At 52.9% G+C, this 17,943-nt stretch carries 15 protein-coding genes and 1 riboswitch; of the genes, 3 read left to right on the top strand and 12 right to left on the bottom strand.

The annotated features are described in order from the left end of the window. Positions 1 to 4 precede the first annotated feature (4 nt). From thiE to moaA, 8 genes are all read right to left on the bottom strand, one after another. The gene (thiE, locus tag ACFVSO_RS16425) at positions 5 to 856 is read right to left on the bottom strand and encodes a thiamine phosphate synthase (protein ID WP_387475419.1); all 852 of its coding nucleotides are present in this window, start codon (positions 854 to 856) and stop codon (positions 5 to 7) included. Next, entirely contained in the window at positions 853 to 2,007 is a 1,155-nt protein-coding gene (locus ACFVSO_RS16420; protein WP_387475417.1) for a ThiF family adenylyltransferase, read from the bottom strand. Before ACFVSO_RS16420 ends, thiE begins: the two co-directional genes overlap by 4 nt. Then, positions 2,000 to 3,757: a phosphomethylpyrimidine synthase ThiC gene (gene thiC / locus ACFVSO_RS16415; protein ID WP_387475415.1), complete on the bottom strand. Its 1,758-nt coding sequence runs from the start codon at positions 3,755 to 3,757 to the stop codon at positions 2,000 to 2,002. The genes ACFVSO_RS16420 and thiC overlap by 8 nt, the downstream gene beginning before the upstream one ends. Positions 3,758 to 3,948: 191 nt before the next feature. Next, positions 3,949 to 4,051, bottom strand: a riboswitch (TPP riboswitch). A gap of 45 nt (positions 4,052 to 4,096) precedes the next feature. Then, entirely contained in the window at positions 4,097 to 5,128 is a 1,032-nt protein-coding gene (gene ytvI, locus ACFVSO_RS16410) for a sporulation integral membrane protein YtvI (RefSeq protein WP_387475413.1), read from the bottom strand. A 25-nt stretch (positions 5,129 to 5,153) separates the two neighbouring features. Then, complete coding sequence (yfkAB, locus tag ACFVSO_RS16405; RefSeq protein WP_387475411.1) at positions 5,154 to 6,311, bottom strand: radical SAM/CxCxxxxC motif protein YfkAB; 1,158 nt, start codon at positions 6,309 to 6,311, stop codon at positions 5,154 to 5,156. A gap of 203 nt (positions 6,312 to 6,514) precedes the next feature. Next, the gene (locus ACFVSO_RS16400; RefSeq protein ID WP_387475409.1) at positions 6,515 to 7,633 is read right to left on the bottom strand and encodes an HD-GYP domain-containing protein; all 1,119 of its coding nucleotides are present in this window, start codon (positions 7,631 to 7,633) and stop codon (positions 6,515 to 6,517) included. 152 nt (positions 7,634 to 7,785) lie between these two features. Further along, positions 7,786 to 9,225: a bifunctional metallophosphatase/5'-nucleotidase gene (locus ACFVSO_RS16395; RefSeq protein ID WP_387475407.1), complete on the bottom strand. Its 1,440-nt coding sequence runs from the start codon at positions 9,223 to 9,225 to the stop codon at positions 7,786 to 7,788. A gap of 95 nt (positions 9,226 to 9,320) precedes the next feature. Then, positions 9,321 to 10,319, bottom strand: a complete 999-nt coding sequence (gene moaA, locus ACFVSO_RS16390; protein WP_387475405.1) for a GTP 3',8-cyclase MoaA — start codon at positions 10,317 to 10,319, stop codon at positions 9,321 to 9,323. 102 nt (positions 10,320 to 10,421) lie between these two features. Here moaA and ACFVSO_RS16385 point away from each other — a divergent pair, with 102 nt between their 5' ends. The 3 genes from ACFVSO_RS16385 to ACFVSO_RS16375 all read left to right on the top strand — a co-directional run bounded on the left by ACFVSO_RS16385 (position 10,422) and on the right by ACFVSO_RS16375 (position 13,467). Then, a complete protein-coding gene (locus tag ACFVSO_RS16385; protein WP_387475403.1) occupies positions 10,422 to 11,159 on the top strand; it encodes a molybdenum cofactor biosynthesis protein in 738 nt (245 codons plus the stop codon). A 12-nt stretch (positions 11,160 to 11,171) separates the two neighbouring features. Continuing rightward, the gene (locus ACFVSO_RS16380) at positions 11,172 to 12,263 is read left to right on the top strand and encodes a ThiF family adenylyltransferase (protein ID WP_387475401.1); all 1,092 of its coding nucleotides are present in this window, start codon (positions 11,172 to 11,174) and stop codon (positions 12,261 to 12,263) included. 121 nt (positions 12,264 to 12,384) lie between these two features. Beyond that, positions 12,385 to 13,467, top strand: a complete 1,083-nt coding sequence (locus ACFVSO_RS16375) for an HD-GYP domain-containing protein (protein WP_387475399.1) — start codon at positions 12,385 to 12,387, stop codon at positions 13,465 to 13,467. A 110-nt stretch (positions 13,468 to 13,577) separates the two neighbouring features. Here the strand turns inward: ACFVSO_RS16375 and sufB are convergent, their stop codons facing one another. Genes sufB through sufD form a run of 4 tightly spaced genes read right to left on the bottom strand, consistent with a single transcriptional unit; the run spans position 13,578 to position 17,926 of the window. Continuing rightward, positions 13,578 to 14,975: a Fe-S cluster assembly protein SufB gene (sufB, locus tag ACFVSO_RS16370; protein WP_387475397.1), complete on the bottom strand. Its 1,398-nt coding sequence runs from the start codon at positions 14,973 to 14,975 to the stop codon at positions 13,578 to 13,580. A gap of 5 nt (positions 14,976 to 14,980) precedes the next feature. Next, positions 14,981 to 15,409: a Fe-S cluster assembly sulfur transfer protein SufU gene (gene sufU, locus ACFVSO_RS16365; protein ID WP_387475395.1), complete on the bottom strand. Its 429-nt coding sequence runs from the start codon at positions 15,407 to 15,409 to the stop codon at positions 14,981 to 14,983. Next, on the bottom strand, positions 15,396 to 16,622 hold the full coding sequence (locus ACFVSO_RS16360) for a cysteine desulfurase (RefSeq protein WP_387475393.1): 1,227 nt from the start codon (positions 16,620 to 16,622) through the stop codon (positions 15,396 to 15,398). Before ACFVSO_RS16360 ends, sufU begins: the two co-directional genes overlap by 14 nt. After that, positions 16,619 to 17,926, bottom strand: a complete 1,308-nt coding sequence (sufD, locus tag ACFVSO_RS16355) for a Fe-S cluster assembly protein SufD (protein WP_387475391.1) — start codon at positions 17,924 to 17,926, stop codon at positions 16,619 to 16,621. Before sufD ends, ACFVSO_RS16360 begins: the two co-directional genes overlap by 4 nt. Positions 17,927 to 17,943 lie beyond the last annotated feature (17 nt).

Below are 17,943 nucleotides of genomic sequence, written 5' to 3'. Positions count from 1 at the left end.
AACGTTAGCCCCCTCCAACAAACTGTATCAATTCTATGTCCGCTCCCGCTTCAAGCGCAGTAGCTCCCCACATGCTCTTGGAGACGATAATGCCGTTCAGCTCAGCAACAATCCGTTTATGGCTCTGACCAAGCTCCCTCACCAGCTCTTCCAGATCCCTTGCCGAAGTACGACGCGTCTCTCCGTTCAGTCTGATCGTTACCTGTTGTCTCTCTAGTGTCTTGTAACGGCCAATCTTCTCCAGGAAGGAGCGGCAGGTCGCAGCCGGATCCTCACTGCCGACAATGGCGGATACGGCGCATAGGCGGCGCGCCCCCGCTTCCAATACCAGATCTGCGTTATCCAGCGTAATGCCGCCAATCGCTACGAACGGAATGCTGATATGTGCGGCTGCCTCCGCTACATAAGAGGTCGATACCGCAGCTCGCCCAGGCTTCGTATTCGTCCGATACACAGGGCCGACGCCGATATAATCCGCTCCGTCCCTCTCCGCCTTCAGCGCTTGCTCCAGGCTATGCGTCGATACGCCGATCAGCTTGCCAGGGCCCAGCAACTGGCGAGCCTCCTGAATCGGCATATCCTCTTGTCCGATATGAACGCCATCCGCATCGACCTGACTAGCTATATCGACGTAATCATTCACGATGAACGGTACGTTGTATGTTCTTGTCAGTTGCCGGAGCGCCAAGGCTTCACGAAGCACTTCCTCACGCGAGCCCGTCTTGTTGCGGAGCTGCAGCATGCCTGCTCCACCAATCAGAGTCTGCTCCATCACCTCTATCAAGTCCCTTCCGGGATGATTGGCTGTGGCCGTAATAACGTACAGCTCAAAATCGCTCCAATTTCTCTTTATCACGCTTTTGCCTCCTCTTCCGCCCTCGCTTCGGGATTGGCCAAGTAAGATGCGCATAGCTGAAGCGCTCTAGCCGGATCGGTAACGCCCTGCACCAGTATTCGCCCATCCGGGAACAGCACCAATCTCTCACCCTCCGGCAACAGGACCTTAAGCAAATAACGATTGGCTTTGTAGGCATATCCCATTCGATCGAATACATCTCTCCACTGATCCAATTGCAACGACGCCTGAAGCGTTACTTGTACAGAATCTCTGCCGCAAAGCGATACAGCTGCAGAATATCCCCAAGAGGATGAATAAGTGGCGGTATCGCTTTCCCTTTCCGTCTCCCCATAAGCCTCATCTCGAGAGCGTGTGTCTGTCCAATGCGCAGCCGCTCCGACAGCAGCCCCGCCGCAAATACGGCATACCGGCGAGCAACCGGGCAATGCGAATTCACGAACGGAAAAGCTCCATAGATCTGCTGTGATCCAGCTTTTGCGAACAGCGGCTCGATTGCCGCTTAGCCACTTGATCGCTTCGACCGCTTGCAGCGAGGCAACAAATTCAACAGCGGCGGACAAGACTCCCGCGGTATCACAGTTCTGGCCTTCATCCGCATCCGCATCATCTCCGATTAAGCAGCGCAAGCATGACGTCTCTCCCGGAACAAACACGGCGCTCATCCCCTCAGCTCCAGCTATGCCTCCATAGACGAACGGAATGTTGCGCGCATAACACGCATCACTCAGCAGGAGCCTCGTTGCAGTGTTGTCCGTACCGTCCAGCACAATATCCACACCATCCATAGCGATCGCTATATTGCTGCTGTTCACATCCATCACAAGCGCTTCGATCTCGATGCTTCCGTTAATGGCACGCAGCTTCTCCGCCGCAGCCACCGCTTTGGGGAGCGCCGCCAGCGCATCCGCTTCATGGAAGAGCACCTGCCGTTGCAGATTGCTGGGCTCCACATAGTCGCGATCGGCGATTCGCACCTTGCCGACACCAGCTCTGGTCAGATGCTGGGCCAGCGAAGCGCCAAGCGCTCCGCAGCCTATGACAAGCGCCTGTGCCTTCGCCAGACACGCCTGGCCCTTCGTGCCGATCGGAGCGAACCGAATTTGCCTGTCATACCGGTCCGCCCATATCTCATTGGCTTGCTTATGCATAAATCGAGCTTCCTGCCGCCTTGAACGCCTCCGACTTCTCCTTCATCCCGGCTTCAATCGCCTCGGTCGTCTCCATTCCGTTCTGAGCGGCATACTCTCGGATATCCTGCGTAATGCGCATGCTGCAAAACTTCGGTCCGCACATGGAGCAGAAGTGTGCCGACTTGGCCGCTTCCGCTGGCAGCGTCTCATCATGGTAGGCCATTGCTCGCTCCGGATCGAGCGACAGGTGGAACTGGTCACGCCAGCGGAATTCGAAGCGAGCTTTGGACAAGGCATCATCCCGCAGCTTCGCGCGCGGATGGCCTTTGGCCAGATCAGCCGCATGCGCCGCGATTTTGTACGTGATAACCCCTTCCTTGACATCCTCCTTGTTCGGCAGTCCCAAATGCTCCTTCGGCGTGACATAACAGAGCATCGCGGTTCCGAACCAACCAATCATTGCCGCGCCGATGGCGGATGTGATGTGGTCATAGCCAGGAGCGATATCCGTCGTCAGCGGGCCTAGCGTATAGAAAGGCGCTTCGTCGCAAACCTCAAGCTGCCTGGTCATATTCTCCTTGATGAGATGCATCGGCACATGGCCAGGGCCCTCAATCATGACCTGCACATCATGCTTCCAAGCGATCTTCGTCAGCTCACCAAGCGTATCCAGCTCTGCGAATTGCGCCTCATCGTTGGCATCCGCAATTGAGCCGGGACGCAGACCGTCGCCCAGAGAGAAGGACACATCGTATTGCTTCATGATCTGGCAAATTTCCTCGAAGTGCGTGTACAGGAAGTTTTCCTTGTGATGCGCCAGGCACCAAGCGGCCATAATCGAGCCGCCGCGCGATACAATGCCGGTTACCCGCTTCGCTGTCAGCGGGATATAACGCAGCAGCACGCCCGCATGAATCGTAAAGTAGTCCACGCCTTGCTCCGCCTGCTCAATCAGCGTATCGCGGAATACTTCCCAGCTAAGCTCCTCCGCATTGCCGTTTACTTTCTCCAGAGCCTGATAGATCGGCACCGTTCCGACCGGTACAGGAGAGTTGCGGACGATCCATTCTCTCGTTGTATGTATGTTTTTGCCGGTGGACAGATCCATGATGGTATCGGCGCCCCAGCGGGTTGCCCAGGTCATCTTCTCTACTTCTTCCTCAATCGAGGAGGCGACAGCGGAATTGCCGATATTCGCGTTAATCTTGACATGGAAGCCTCTGCCGATAATCATCGGCTCGCTCTCCGGATGATTGATATTGGCCGGAATGATGGCGCGGCCTGCCGCTACCTCATCTCTGACGAAAGCCGGGGACATTCCCTCCCGGATCGCGATGTATTCCATTTCCGGCGTTATGATTCCCTGACGAGCATAATGCAGCTGCGTAACGTTGCGTCCTTCTTTGGCTCGCAGAGGCCGGTGTGACAAATTCGGGAACAGCTCCGCCCCCTTCTCGCGTACCCTCTCCTCCGACGCAAACCCGTTATCCTCAGGCCGGACTTCCCGTCCATCGTAACGCTCAACATCCAGGCGCCCCGTAATCCATGACTCGCGCAGCTTCGGCAAGCCTGCCCGCACATCCGCCTCGTAAGAAGTATCGGTATAAGGGCCGCTTGCATCATAGACGCGGACAGGCTCGTTCGGCAGTTCATCTCCATTCCGCCCTTGGCTTGGCGTCAGCGCAATCTCCCGCATCGGCACATGAATCGTCGGATTGGAACCTTGCACATAGACTTTCCGGCTTCCCGGCAGTGGTGTAGTCAACATAACAAAAAACCTCCTAAATGGAATAATGGAATTCCACCTGGAGGCATACGCAGACATATAAGAAAGTTAGTGGACGCTGCAGCGGACACGGCCTATGAATGATCACTGGCTCAGCCGATAAAGGCGTGAAGCGCAGTTCAAGGCTTATCCATACATGATACTGCTCGCGTTAAATTCGGCAGAAGTAAGCATTGCCGATTGTCCCACTTTCCTACGCTGGCATGACCCAGATCAGGTTCAAAGGGACCAAAGCAAATGCTTTATCTCAGCCTTACGGCGCCCCTAGTGGATTTCCTTGTTAGACTATAACGCTGAATGACAACGGGTGTCAACCTTTGGTTACAGTTTGATTTTTTGCTGGAACAGGCCAGCCTGCCTTGCCGCCATATAGATAATGACGACCAAAGGACCGATGAAGACGCCGATTACACCCACTAGCTTGAAGCCGACATACAGGCTAATCAACGCAGACAAAGCCCCGATTCCGATGGAATCGCCCAATATTTTGGGCTCAATAATGCGGCGGAACACGGTAATGAACAGGAACAGCACGATTAGACCGATACCTGTGTACAGATCGCCCGTCAAAATGAGATACGATGCCCATGGAACAAGGACGGAGCCCGTTCCCAAGATTGGCAAAATATCGACGACAATGATAAGCAGCGCGATCGCCATCGGATATTTAATATCCAGGATCAGCAGTCCTGCAAGTGAGATGATGTACGTCAAGCCGCTCAAAATAATTTGCGAGCGAAGAAAACCGAAGATCGATTTTCTCAGATTGTTCAGCACCTGATCTACTTGCGAACGTGAAGACTCGTCGAAGATCGACAGCACCGATGCCTTCAATGTATTCAGGCTGAAGCTGAACATGTAGACCGCCACGAAAAAGACGATGAAGAAAATAAACATGCCAGGAAGCGTGGACGCAAACGCAACAACCGTTGTCGACAGCTTGCCAACCATAGATGTAATGGTGTCCGTCAGCTTCAGCAAGTAATTCTCCAGTGTAGCTACCGCATCCGGAGGCAGGTTCTGATACAAGCCTCTTGCATCGACCAGAAGCTGGTCAACAAATTCATTCGCATTCTCGAAGTAATGCGGCACTTTCTCAAGGAAAGCGATCAGCTCTGCAATAATCTTGATACCTAGCAGGACGATGAGTCCGATCAAGATGACCGTGAACAACGTGCAGGATATAATAGCTGCGACAAGCCGGTTCACTTTTAGCCGCTTCATGAAGAATCCGTTCAACGGCTCAAGGAAGATCGCCACGACGAGCGCCAGCAGGAACGGAGCCCCTACGGTAAACATCAAATAGATCAGGAACAGACCAACCGCAATCAGTACTATCGATCGAATGGACATACCGTATGCCTCCTTTCTTTAAGTTCTATTCAAGTATGGCACTTCTCATGTGAAAATTAACATCCTTGTAATACATATCTTTGACAAGCAGATTGGGTCCGCAGCATGATGCAGCCGGACAATGGCAATTAACCCCTTGTGCCAGCGGATGCTGCAGCCATCTGCCGAACAAATCGTCAAGTCTTGAATCGGCAATATTGCCGAAGGAAGGCACGTCAGAGAAATCAGTTACGAAGACATCACCGGTGAACAAATTGACGTTCAGACGGTTGCGCCCGTCAGGATCGTTGCGAACCGTTACGTTCGGCTCATTAGCCAGACGGGTCAGCAGCTCACGCTCTCCCTTATCGTCGCTGCAATGATAGAAGGGCAGCGTCCCGAACAGCATCCACACATTGGGGTCCCGGTTTTCGAGAAGACGCTCAATCGAACGGCGCATCTGCTCTCTCGTGATGACGGGCAGATCCTTGGCGAAGGAGCTGGGATACATCGGATGGACTTCATGACGCTGACAGCCCATCTCCACGATCAATTGATGAATTTGATCTATTTTGTCATGCGTGCGGTAATTGATCATCGATTCGGCTGATACAAGAACGCCTGCTTCGCTCAATCGACGCGCATTGTCAATCATTCTGTCATATAGCTTTGCTGCTGCATCGCGCGACACGCTATGTCCCGCCTTGGCGAAGCCGATCTGATGGAAGTCATCCGCATTCGTGTAATTGAACGAGATGTGCATCACGTCGAGATAGGGAGCAAGCTGCTCATAACGGCTGTACGGCAGTGTCACATTGGAGTTGATTTGAGAGCGAACGCCTCGGCTCCTGGCGTATTTCAAGAGCGGAACCATATAGTCTTGCACAGTGCGGTTCAAGAATGTCGGCTCGCCGCCTGTAATACTGATCGTCTCCAGATGCTCCACTTCCTCCAGCCGACGAATCATATCTTGAATCGGGATTTTATCCGGCTCCGCCATAACAAGCGTATCGCCCACAGCGCAGTGCTCGCATCTCATATTGCACAGATTCGTAACGGTCATCTCCACGCTGGTCAGCCGATGGCTTCCGTACTGATGGAGAGAGCGGATCGGGTCCCACGGATCGTTCTTGGGGGTTAACGGGGCAAGCTGACGGACAGCAGGGCCTCGGTATTGGTCGTTTTCTGTATGTAGCATGTTCATCTTGTTCAACACCTGACTTCTTAATCTCGTAATAACGCATCTCTACCATTGTAATGTCAGACGGTAAAGGAAGCAAATAAGAATACCTATGCCCGAAGCCTTTCAAATCGAATTTATATCTCCAATTCCCTCCGAAAACTTATAACTCATTGTGATAAAGAAAAAGGAGCCTCGCGGCCCCTTCCAAGTCCTATCCAAATGTGTCAAATGCCGGATACAAGCGGCACGGTCTGATCCTCATCATTCACACCGGTTATCATAACGGTCAGCTGTTTCGAGAGATCCACCTCGTAAGGGATCTTCAGCTCCTCGCCGCCTTCATTATACAAGATGCGAACGATCGGCCGGTGCGGATAGCTATTGTTCAAGTCCACCACTACGCCTCTCTCGCCCGTATGCAGCTTAACGGAAATCCCAATGGGATAGATCGCTACCTTATCGCGGAACAGCTGAAGCATTCGCTGCTCGTACAGCGTTCCTGTGCCGGCATACAGCCTCTCCATCGCGTCGTGAGGGAGCATCGGCGCACGGTAGACTCGATTGGTCGTCATCGCGTCATAGGAGTCGACAAGGCCGATCCACTTCGCATAATCATGAATTTCATTGCCCTTGATGCCTCTCGGATACCCGCTTCCATCAAGCCGTTCATGATGCTGGAATGCGCAGTGCGCAACCAGCAGCGGAAGATTCGGTTCATCCTTAAGCAGCTCATAGCCGAGCTGCGCGTGCCGCTTCATCATCTCGAACTCATCTCCGCTGAGGGTACCCGGCTTTGTGAGCACATTCGTCGAAATTTGAGTCTTGCCGATATCATGGAGCAACGCTCCCATGCCGAGCGTCATTACTTCGTCCCGTGAATACCCGTTCGACAGGCCAAGCAGCGTTGTATAGACGCATACATTCAGCGAATGCTGGAACAAATAGTGGTCCACTGTCCCCATATTCATCAACATGATCATGGCGTCTTTATGATTGGACAAATCGTCCATAATGGAATTCATCAAGTTCTTGAACGGCTGGGCGATGTAGGGATAAGTTACGCCTTTCCGGCGTTTGGGACGATCCATCATCTCGCGGAAATTCGTGCGGATTTCCTTAATGGCCATCCGGAACGTATCCTCGCTAATAATAGGCGCCACCATAACATCTGCTGTCCTTGGATCTTCAATGTATACATATTGAACGCCACATTGCTCGAGCCGGGCAATAAGACGTGTCGTTAACTCCATATGATTGCTAAGAAGGACGATACCGTCTTCGGAAAAAATCTTCTTGGCCAGTTTCATCCCAGGCGCACATTGCGAAATCGGTAGCAAACGCATTTTCTCGGTCCTTCCCCTTTATGTCGTCAATACAATATTTATCGGAGTAAACCGCTTTTAATGTTAATTTACGTGAAAATGCGCAATTTTTCAACCATTTTATCCTAATTTTTCGACAGAAAACGCCAATATATCGTTTTGTTGCAACATTTTCACCCGATTGACCGCCATCTAAGCTGATTGCAGCAAGCCAGGGCGCTCTCGGATAATAGCTCGCCAGCTATCACATCCCGGATAAACTCGGGCAAAAAGAAGCTGTAGCTCTCTCCGTTAGCCAGCGATTCATAACCCGCCCGGAAGCTGAACATGTCGATGGAACCAACCGAATAGACCCGCTCATCCTGGAACGGCTCACCGCCCACTTCCATATGCAGAATTCGATGCATAGGCGGAAGATTCGAATCGTAAGTGACCGACAGCCCGTCTATGGCAAGCATGCCCAGCACCTCGCCCCTGAATCCGAAACCTCGGATCGGCTTGAATACGAACTCGTCCAGGAGCGACTGCTCTAGCGCTTCGCGGAGATGCATCCCTGCAATCATCATCCGGCACGGATTAATGGGAGACGGGCATAGCGCGTGAAGCTCACCGGCCGATACATCGCCAATAGCCAGCCCGCCAAGCAACTGCCCGGCATTCACTATGCCAATCTCCGCCTTAGCCAATCGGCGCAAACCTGCCGCAAGCAGATTGGGAAGCGCCGATTCCCGGTCCACACGCGCAGGGAGCGGATGGTGTAGCGTGGCGAGCACCTTGCCAAGCCGAAGCTTGGCTTCTTCCCCATACGCGCGAATAATCGCTTCCGCTTCCGGTCGCTCCGCATAGGCTCCCGTTGGAAGGCAGCAGGCGCTAAAGACCGGCTTGCCCGTTGCGGAGTCTATCCGTATCTCCACCCGCCCGACATAATCCCCGAACTTGCCAGCAGCACATATGGTCGTCTCGCCCATGACAATCGGCTCCTCAAGCAGATGATGGGTATGCGCTCCCAGAATCAGGTCGATGCCCGGAACCTCTTCCGCCATCTGCCGGTCAAGCGGCAAGCCAAGATGAGACATCACGACCATGACGTCGCAGCGGCTTCGCAGCAGGCTTACCTGCTCCCGAATCGCTTCAAGCGGTGCAGTCGTCGTCCAACCAAGCAGCTTGTAGAACGGATAAAAATTCGCCGTAGCTCCGACCAGGCCGATACTCAGGCCGTTCTTCTCCAGAATGATGCCGGGCTGCATCCACTCTGGCCGCTCTCCCGTGTCCTCCAGCATCATATTGGCGCACACGACCGCAAATCGTGACGGAGAGCTGTACAATTCATGAAGGGCTGCGCTTGTATAGGTCAGCCCTTCGTTATTGCCCAGCGTAATCGCTTCATAGCCGGCCTCCTGAAGCAGCGCCAGATTCACTCTGCCTCCGCTGCCCTCCGTCTCCATCCTCATACGATCCATATGATCGCCAATATCGACGGCGAGTACGCGGTCAGCCCCCATTACTCTGCGCTCGTCGGCAATAATGGCGGCGATGCGGGCGGCGTTCTCCAACCGGCTATGAATATCATTGCTGTGCAGAAGCACCACTTGTGCTTGCATGGCTTCCGTCAACTTCAACCAGCCTCCCTATCGCAACCCTAATGATCCCGCTTCTACATTCTTTAATTTCCGCGATTCCGCCATATACCCGCTTGGAGCAGTAGCCGTCAGCCCCCGATTTGCGACATGCGCCGCTCCGTCGGAACATGCGACAGCGCCGTATCCGCCAGCTTGGCCGCCATCTCATGATTTTCCGGCTTAATATCCATGGCCTTGGCGAATATCTCCCTCATTGCCGCAGAGTCGCCCAAAGCGCCCTTCACATTAAGCTCATCCATCCAATACAAGCAGGGCTTCAAGCTGCCGTCAGCCGTCAATCGCAGCCGATTGCAGCTCTTGCAGAAATGATCGGAGATGGGATGAATCAGTCCGAAGGAGCCGACGCCGCCTTCGATTTCCCAATCCTCCGACGGCCCGTTCCCTCTCACATCTTCGCGCCTTGCGATGGTATACCGTTCATTCGCGATTTCCAGTACACGGGACAACGGCAAGTAGTGGGCTCTCCAGTTATCATCCGCATGGCCTATCGGCATATATTCAATAAACCGGACATGAAGCGGCTTTTCATACGCCATCCTCAAAAATTCCGCAATTTCGTCCTCATTCACATTTTTCAGCAGCACACAGTTCAGCTTGATGGGATGAAAGCCTGCCTCTGCCGCTGCTTCTATGCCTTCCAATACCCTCCGCAGCTCGCCGCGTCTCGCGATGAAGGCGAATCTGGTTGGGTCGAGAGTGTCGAGACTAATATTGACACGGGTCAGCCCCGCTTCCTTCAACGCCTGCGCTTGCTTTGCCAAGAATACTCCATTGGTCGTGAGCGCAATATCTTCAATGCCTGGAATACCCGACAGTCTGGCTATCAGCTTATGCAAGTCAGGCCTGACAAGCGGCTCGCCCCCTGTAATCCGAAGCTTCGTAATACCAAGCGATGCTCCAACTTCCACGACTTCAGCGATCTGATCGTACGTAAGCAGATGGGACGCTTCCGTGAATGCCACGCCTTCCTCCGGCATGCAGTAGACGCAGCGAAGATTGCAGCGATCCGTTACCGAGATCCGCAAATAATTGTGCGTTCGACCAAAGCGGTCCTTAAGTGCTTCCATGCTGCTCGCTCCCTTCTATCGTACCTATAAGCATAACATTTTTTTTCGTTCTATGGTATTCTAGAGACAACTGAACGTCATACATTCGAGAGGTTTACATACATGGAATTTCATTGGAATATCAAGCTTTTTGCCGGTTTGCAGGAGCGTCTGGCAGCCCCCCGGCTGACGCTGGTTTTACCAGAGGAACAGCTGACAGTCAGAGAGCTGAAAGACCGTCTGGCAAGCGTTCATCCCGACCACGCCGCCATCCTCTCCATCTCATTCGTCGCCCGCAACCATGCCTACGCAGCGGATGAGACCATTGTGCGTGCAGATGACGAGCTTGCTCTCCTTCCGCCTGTCTCTGGAGGCGAAGAGTCGGTGCAGAATCGCACTCAAATTGGAGACATGGAGCTGTATGTTGTGACAGCAGAGCCGCTTCATTCGGAAGAGGTGCTGCGCAAAGTCATTACGAAGGACCATGGCGCTTCCATCGTATTCGTTGGTACGACCAGAGAGTGGACGCAAGACCAGCAGACCGTCCGTCTGGAATACGAAGCCTATGAGCCTATGGCTGTCACTATGATGCGCCAGATCGGCGATGAGATTAGCGCTCGCTGGCCCGGAGCCCTATGCGCCATCAGCCATCGAACTGGCGTTGTTGAACTGGCCGAGATTAGCGTCATTATCGCAGTCTCAGCGCCTCACAGAGAGAGCTGCTATGAAGCTAGCCGCTATGCGATCGAACGTCTGAAACAGATTGTTCCCATTTGGAAAAAAGAAATTTGGGCGGATGGCTCCGAATGGAAGGGTCATCAGCAAGGGCCTTGGAATCCGACCGTTCCTTTGCCGGAATAGCAGGAGGAAATCATGACAGACCATTCACAGCACTCGAATACCATCGGCCGGCAACCAGCTGACGCACGTTCCTCGATTCAGGATCGATACTCGAGACAGATTCGATACGGCCGAATCGGACCGGAGGGACAGAACCGTCTTCAAAGCGCTCGAATCGCCATCGTTGGCATGGGAGCGCTTGGCTCCGTGCTGGCCCAGCACCTGGTGCGGTCAGGCGTCGGCTATACCCGCCTTATTGATCGCGATATCGTGGAGTGGAGCAATCTGCAGCGGCAGATGCTCTATACCGAGCAGGATGCAGAGGGACTGCTTCCGAAGGCAGCCGCAGCTGCTGCTCATCTGAGAGCTATTAACAGCGCTGTCATCGTAGAGCCGGTCATGGCTGATTTGAATTCGGCCAACGCGTCCCAATGGCTTGGAGATGTCGATCTGATTCTGGACGGCTCGGACAACTTCTCCGTCCGCTACTTAATTAACGATTACAGCCTGAAGTCGAACACCCCCTGGATATACGGCGGAGCAGTAGGCGCAACGGGCATGACCCTGTCGATTATTCCGCAAGAGACGCCCTGCTACCGCTGCTTATTTCCCGAGCCGCCCGCCCCGGGTACGACAGATACCTGTGAGACAGCAGGCGTTATATCGCCGATTGTGGACATTATCGCCTCGATTCAGGCAACAGAAGCGATCAAGCTATTGTCAGGCAATCGTGAAGCTCTCCATGGCACGCTTTTTCAAGTAGATCTTTGGAATCATGCTTGGCTTCCGGTCAATATTAGTCACGCGCGGAAGGATGACTGTCCAGCATGCCGTAATCAGCGGTATGAGTTTCTGGAGGAGCAGCGCCGCGAGACGGTCGCCACCGCTCTGTGCGGCCGTCAATCTGTGCAGCTATTGCCTGGCCAATCCGCTCGTCTAGACCTTGATGCTATGGCTCGGCAACTATCTGCGATTGGGCAAGTCTATCAAAACCCCTATCTTCTAAGGCTGCAATTATCTGGCGGCATGACCTTTGTTTTATTCCCCGACGGACGCGTTATCGTCCAAGGGACCGAAGATTTGGCAAGAGCAAGGTCGATTTACGCCGAATTATTAGGTATTTAGTTGCATTTGTCAGTCCCTCATATTGCCATTGCGTGAATAGATTGCTACTATTAAGGTGAATTATGATGCATAGGGCTTACATACTATTGTTTAATTGATAATAATTATTAGAGGTGTCTCTATGAGGATTCATGTAACAGATTTGGTAGACGGAGACCAACTTAGCCGCGATATCTTTAATAATTACGGGCTGCATGTGCTCTCCAAGGGAACATTAGTGACAAAAGCGGAAATTTCACGCCTGCTGCAGCACCAAATCGATTATGTCGATGTAGAAGAGCGCACCACACCGGTCCAGGCCAATAAGCGATCCGGACGAACAATTGAGTCAACGGTTAATCCCAAGTGGCTTCCTAAAGTGCAGCCCATCTATGAAAACGCAGTCAAAAGCTTCGAGAGGTTTTTCTCCTCCGCCGTGGAATCCGGCAAGGTAGATGACGAAGATGTATCCGCCGTCCTGCAGCCCCTCCTGAATAACCTGCAATTGGAACGGGATGTCGTGTCTATGCTGCTGCTGCTCAATACGTCGGATAATTATACGTATCAGCATTCCGTACAAGTCGGCATGCTCTCTTATTATCTGTCCTCCTGGCTCGGATATTCGGCAGTCGAAGCCGCAATAATCGGCAAGGCTGGATTCCTGCATGACATTGGCAAGTGCAAGATTGATGATGAAATCCTGAACAAACCAGGCAAGCTATCCGCCGAAGAATTCGATGAAGTAAAGCGTCATACCGTATACGGTCATGACATTATCCTTCAATCCTTCGGAGACTCCATGCTGGCTATCGGCGCTCTGCAGCATCATGAGCGGATGGACGGAAGCGGTTACCCGAACGGGCTTAAGGGAGAAGAGATCCATCCGGTATCGAAGATTATCGCGGTTGTCGATATTTACAGCGCCATGATTTCCGCAAGAGTCTACCAGAAGGAGCGCGATCTTCTCTATGTGCTGAGAGAACTTCATAGACTGAGCTTCTCGCAGCTCGATCCCGTGACGACACACACCTTTATCAAGCATATGATTCCGAATTTCATCGGCAAGCATGTTCAGCTAAGCAACGAAAAGACGGGCTATGACGAACTGGGCATTATCGTCATGACGCACCCCACGGAATTCTTCCGTCCGCTGGTACAGATCGGTGATCAATTTCTGGATCTCACGATCGAGCGCGACTACGAGATCAAGCACGTTTATATTTAATACCGCTACATTTATGAAGCCCTGCTACCCTTACAAGGGAGCAGGGCTTTTTGAGTAGACGCAAAAATACGTGCCCGGTATCCCGGACACGTATTTTTCGATTATATCGATTAGCCGATGGAGCCTTCCATCTCGAATTTAATGAGACGGTTCATCTCTACGGCATATTCCATTGGCAATTCTTTTGTGAATGGCTCGATAAAGCCCATAACGATCATTTGAGTCGCTTCGTCCTCCGATAAGCCGCGGCTCATCAGGTAGAACAATTGGTCCTCGGACACTTTCGATACAGTAGCTTCATGCTCCAGCGTAATGTTGTCGTTCAGAATCTCGTTGTACGGAATAGTATCCGAAGTGGATTCATTATCCAGAATAAGCGTATCGCACTTGATGTTCGCTTTCGCGCCATCAGAGTTGCGTCCGAACGATGCAAGGCCGCGATACGTTACTTTGCCGCCATGCTTACTGATCGACTTGGACACGATCGTGGAGCTTGTGTCAGGCGCCAGATGCGTCATTTTCGCGCCTGCGTCCTGATGCTGGCCTTTGCCCGCAACGGCGATCGACAGAACCATGCCTTTTGCGCCGCGTCCACGCAGTACAACAGCCGGGTATTTCATCGTCAGCTTGGAGCCGATGTTGCCGTCGATCCATTCCATTTGCGCATTCTCATCCGCAACTGCACGTTTGGTAACGAGGTTGTAGATGTTTGGCGCCCAGTTCTGAATTGTCGTATAGCGCACGCGGGAATCCTTTTTGCAAAGAATCTCTACGACTGCGCTATGCAGCGAGTTCGTGCTGTAGATTGGAGCTGTACAGCCCTCTACGTAGTGAACGGAGCTGCCTTCGTCCGCGATGATCAGCGTACGCTCGAACTGACCCATGTTCTCGGAGTTGATACGGAAGTAAGCTTGCAGCGGGATATCACACTGTACGCCCTTCGGCACGTAGATGAAGCTTCCTCCCGACCATACGGCACTGTTCAATGCAGCGAACTTGTTGTCATTCGGAGGAATGATGGTACCGAAATATTCTTTCATCAGTTCAGGATATTCGCGAAGCGCCGTGTCTGTATCCGTAAAGATAACACCTTGCTTCTCCAGGTCCTCCTGCATGCTATGATAGACAACCTCGGACTCGTATTGAGCCGATACGCCGGCCAGGAACTTTTGCTCCGCTTCAGGAATACCCAACTTGTCGAAGGTCTCCTTAATTTCTTGTGGAACCTCTTCCCATGTCTTGCCTTGTTTCTCGGACGGTTTGACATAATACTGGATATCGTTAAAATCCAGATCATCCAAATCCCCGCCCCAACGCGGCATAGCCATTTTGTAGAATTGCTCAAGCGACTTCAGACGGAATTCAAGCATCCATTCCGGCTCGTTCTTCATCTCGGAGATCGTACGGACGATTTCCGGAGTCAGACCTTTACCCGATTGGAAAATCGCCTTATGCTCGTCGCGAAAACCGTATTTATATTCTTCCATTTCCGGCATCGATTTAGCCATTCATATCACTCCTTGTTTTGATTTTCGATTCCTTTGCGCAATGCGTTCCACGCAAGCGTCGCACATTTGATACGCGCAGGAAATTTATTAACGCCAGACAGCGCCTCAATATCCTCGTTCTCTTCGAATTCGACCGGCTCGCCCTTCATAAGCGCGGAGAATTTCTCCGCCATCTGAATAGCTGACTCGAATGACTGTCCCTTCACGGCTTCCGTCATCATCGATGCGGAGCTCATGCTGATGGAGCAGCCTTCGCCCGTGAACTTGGCGTCCACGACCTTGCCGTCCACAACCTGAAGCTGCAGGGAGATGCGATCTCCGCAGGTCGGGTTGTTCAGGTTAATCGTAACCGCCTCATCCGCAAGCGTTCCGCGATTGCGAGGATTTTTGTAATGGTCCATAATCACTCTGCGATACAAATCATCCAATTGCATGACCGAAGAACTCCTTTGTTTGAATTAGGCCGTCGGTTAACCGATCAATGTCCTCTTCGGTATTGTATAGATAAAAGCTTGCTCTAGCCGTAGCCGATACATTCAGCCAGCGCATCAGCGGCTGGCAGCAATGATGGCCCGCTCTGACGGCAATACCCTTCGAATCCAGCACGGTTGCGACATCATGCGGATGTACATCATCCAGATTGAATGTGACAAGCCCGACACGATTCTCCTTCGGCCCGTAGATGGTCAACCCGTCAATCGTCGACAGCTTATCGTAAGCATATGCCGCAAGCTGCTTCTCATGACGGTCAATCTCATCCATCCCGATGCTCTCCAGGAAGTCGATCGCGGCCCCCAGCCCTACCGCGCCGGCAATCATCGGCGTTCCGCCTTCGAAGCGATAAGGGATTTCCTTCCACGTGGATTCGTACAGCTCTACGAAATCAATCATTTCTCCGCCGAACTCAATGGGCTCCATCCCGTTCAGAAGGTCCTTCTTGCCGTATAGAGCGCCAATACCGGTCGGACCGCACATCTTGTGGCCTGAGAATGCATAGAAGTCTACGCCCAGCTCCTGCACGTCCACCCGCTTATGCGGCGTGCTTTGCGCGCCGTCTACGACCATAATCGCGCCGTTACGATGGGCAATGGCTGCAATTTCCTTGATCGGGTTCACGACACCTAGCACGTTCGATACGTAAGTGACCGATACGACCTTCGTATTCGGCGTAATCGTGTTCTCCACATCCGCAAGCGAGATCGTGCCGTCCGGCTGAAGCGGAATATATTTAAGCGTTGCACCTGTCGCTTTGGCAGCCTGCTGCCATGGAATCAGGTTGCTGTGATGTTCCATCGGAGTAATGACGATTTCGTCGCCTTCTCCGCAGACTGTCCTAGCATAACCCGAAGCGACGAGATTAAGTGCAGTTGTCGTACCTCTGGTGAATATGATTTGCTCCGGAGTCTCCGCGTTCAAAAATGCGGCAACCTTCGCACGGGCGCCTTCATAAGCGTCCGTCGCCCTGGAGCCAAGCGTATGAACGCCGCGATGGACGTTCGCATTATCCAGCTCGTAGTAACGTTTGACCGCATCAATGACGGAACGCGGCTTCTGAGAAGACGCCGCGCTATCCAGATAAACGAGCGGATGCCCGTTTATTTCTTGATGCAATATCGGGAATTGTTCCCGTATCGCATGTATATTCATCCCTCTAGCTTCCTTTCGAGCAAGCGCTGGAGCTGCGTCCGTACCGCTTCGACCGAAATCTCGGATACGACCGGAGCCAGGAATCCGTAAATAATTAACCGCTCAGCGTCTTGCCTGCTTATTCCTCTGGACATCAGGTAGTAGACTTGCTCAGGGTTGACTTGGCCTACGCTTGCCGCGTGGCCCGCTGTTACGTCGTCCTCGTCGATCAACAGAATCGGATTCGCGTCACCGCGCGCTTTAGGGCTAAGCATCAGAACCTTTTCAGTCTGTACGCCGTTCGCTTTGGTTGCGCCATGCTCGATTTTCGTAATGCCGTTGATGATTGCCGACGCGGAATCCTTCATAACCGCACGTGTAATCATGTTGCTGTCGGAGCTCTTGCCGAAGTGTACCGCTTGCGTAGTCAAGCTCATTTGCTGGGCGTTCTTGCCCACGCTGATGACCTTCACATCGGAAGTGGAGCCTTGGCCCTGCATAATCGACTTCGTGTCGGACAGCGTGTGGCCGTCGTTAAGGTCGCCGATTACCCATTCCACGCGTCCGTCGTTCTCCACCACAGCACGGCGCAATGTCATGTCTACGCCGCCTTCGCCAAGGGAATGAACCGAACCAAAGCGCACCAGTGCGCCCGGCTTAACGAACACTTCAACGATCGACGGATGCACGAACTCGCCTTTGATCGAGCCCTTATCGGATACGACCGTGTCTACATAGGACACACGGCTGTTCGCGTCAGCTACGATCAGAACATGCGGAGCGAATGTCGCTTCCGCCTTGTCATTGAACAAGATCGCTTGAAGCGGAAGTTCCACTTCTACGTTCTTCGGCACGTATACGAATACGCCGCCGTTCCATAGCGCTGCGTGAAGAGCAGTCAGCTTATCTTCATCCTTCTTCACAGCCTGGAACAAATATTGTTGAACGAGATCGCCATGCTCCTTGCATGCCGTCTCCAAATCTGTGAAAATAACGCCTTTGGCAGCCAGTTCAGCCGACAATTGCTTCCATACAGCACTGGAATTGTGCTGCACGATCAGATTCTCCGTACCTTCCGAGATCAGCTCCTGCACATTGGCAGGCAGATCAGCTAGCGATGAAGCCGGTGCAGACGCCTCGTACGCGCCGACAGCTGTCAGGTTCCAGCGCTCAATGCGGACCTTCTCAGGCTTCGGCCAAGGAAGCGTGCCGGCAAGCTCGGCTGCTTCGCCACGAAGCGCCACCAGCCATTCCGGCTCGCCCTTGCCGCGAGCAAGCATCTCAGCAGAACCGCGATCAGTCGGAGTGGTTAGTTGTGTACTCATATTGTATATCCCCCTTC

The organism is Paenibacillus sp. NPDC057967 (genome assembly GCF_042887015.1).
Taxonomy (GTDB): Bacteria; Bacillota; Bacilli; order Paenibacillales; family Paenibacillaceae; genus Pristimantibacillus.
This window is presented reverse-complemented; position numbering and strand designations above follow the sequence as displayed.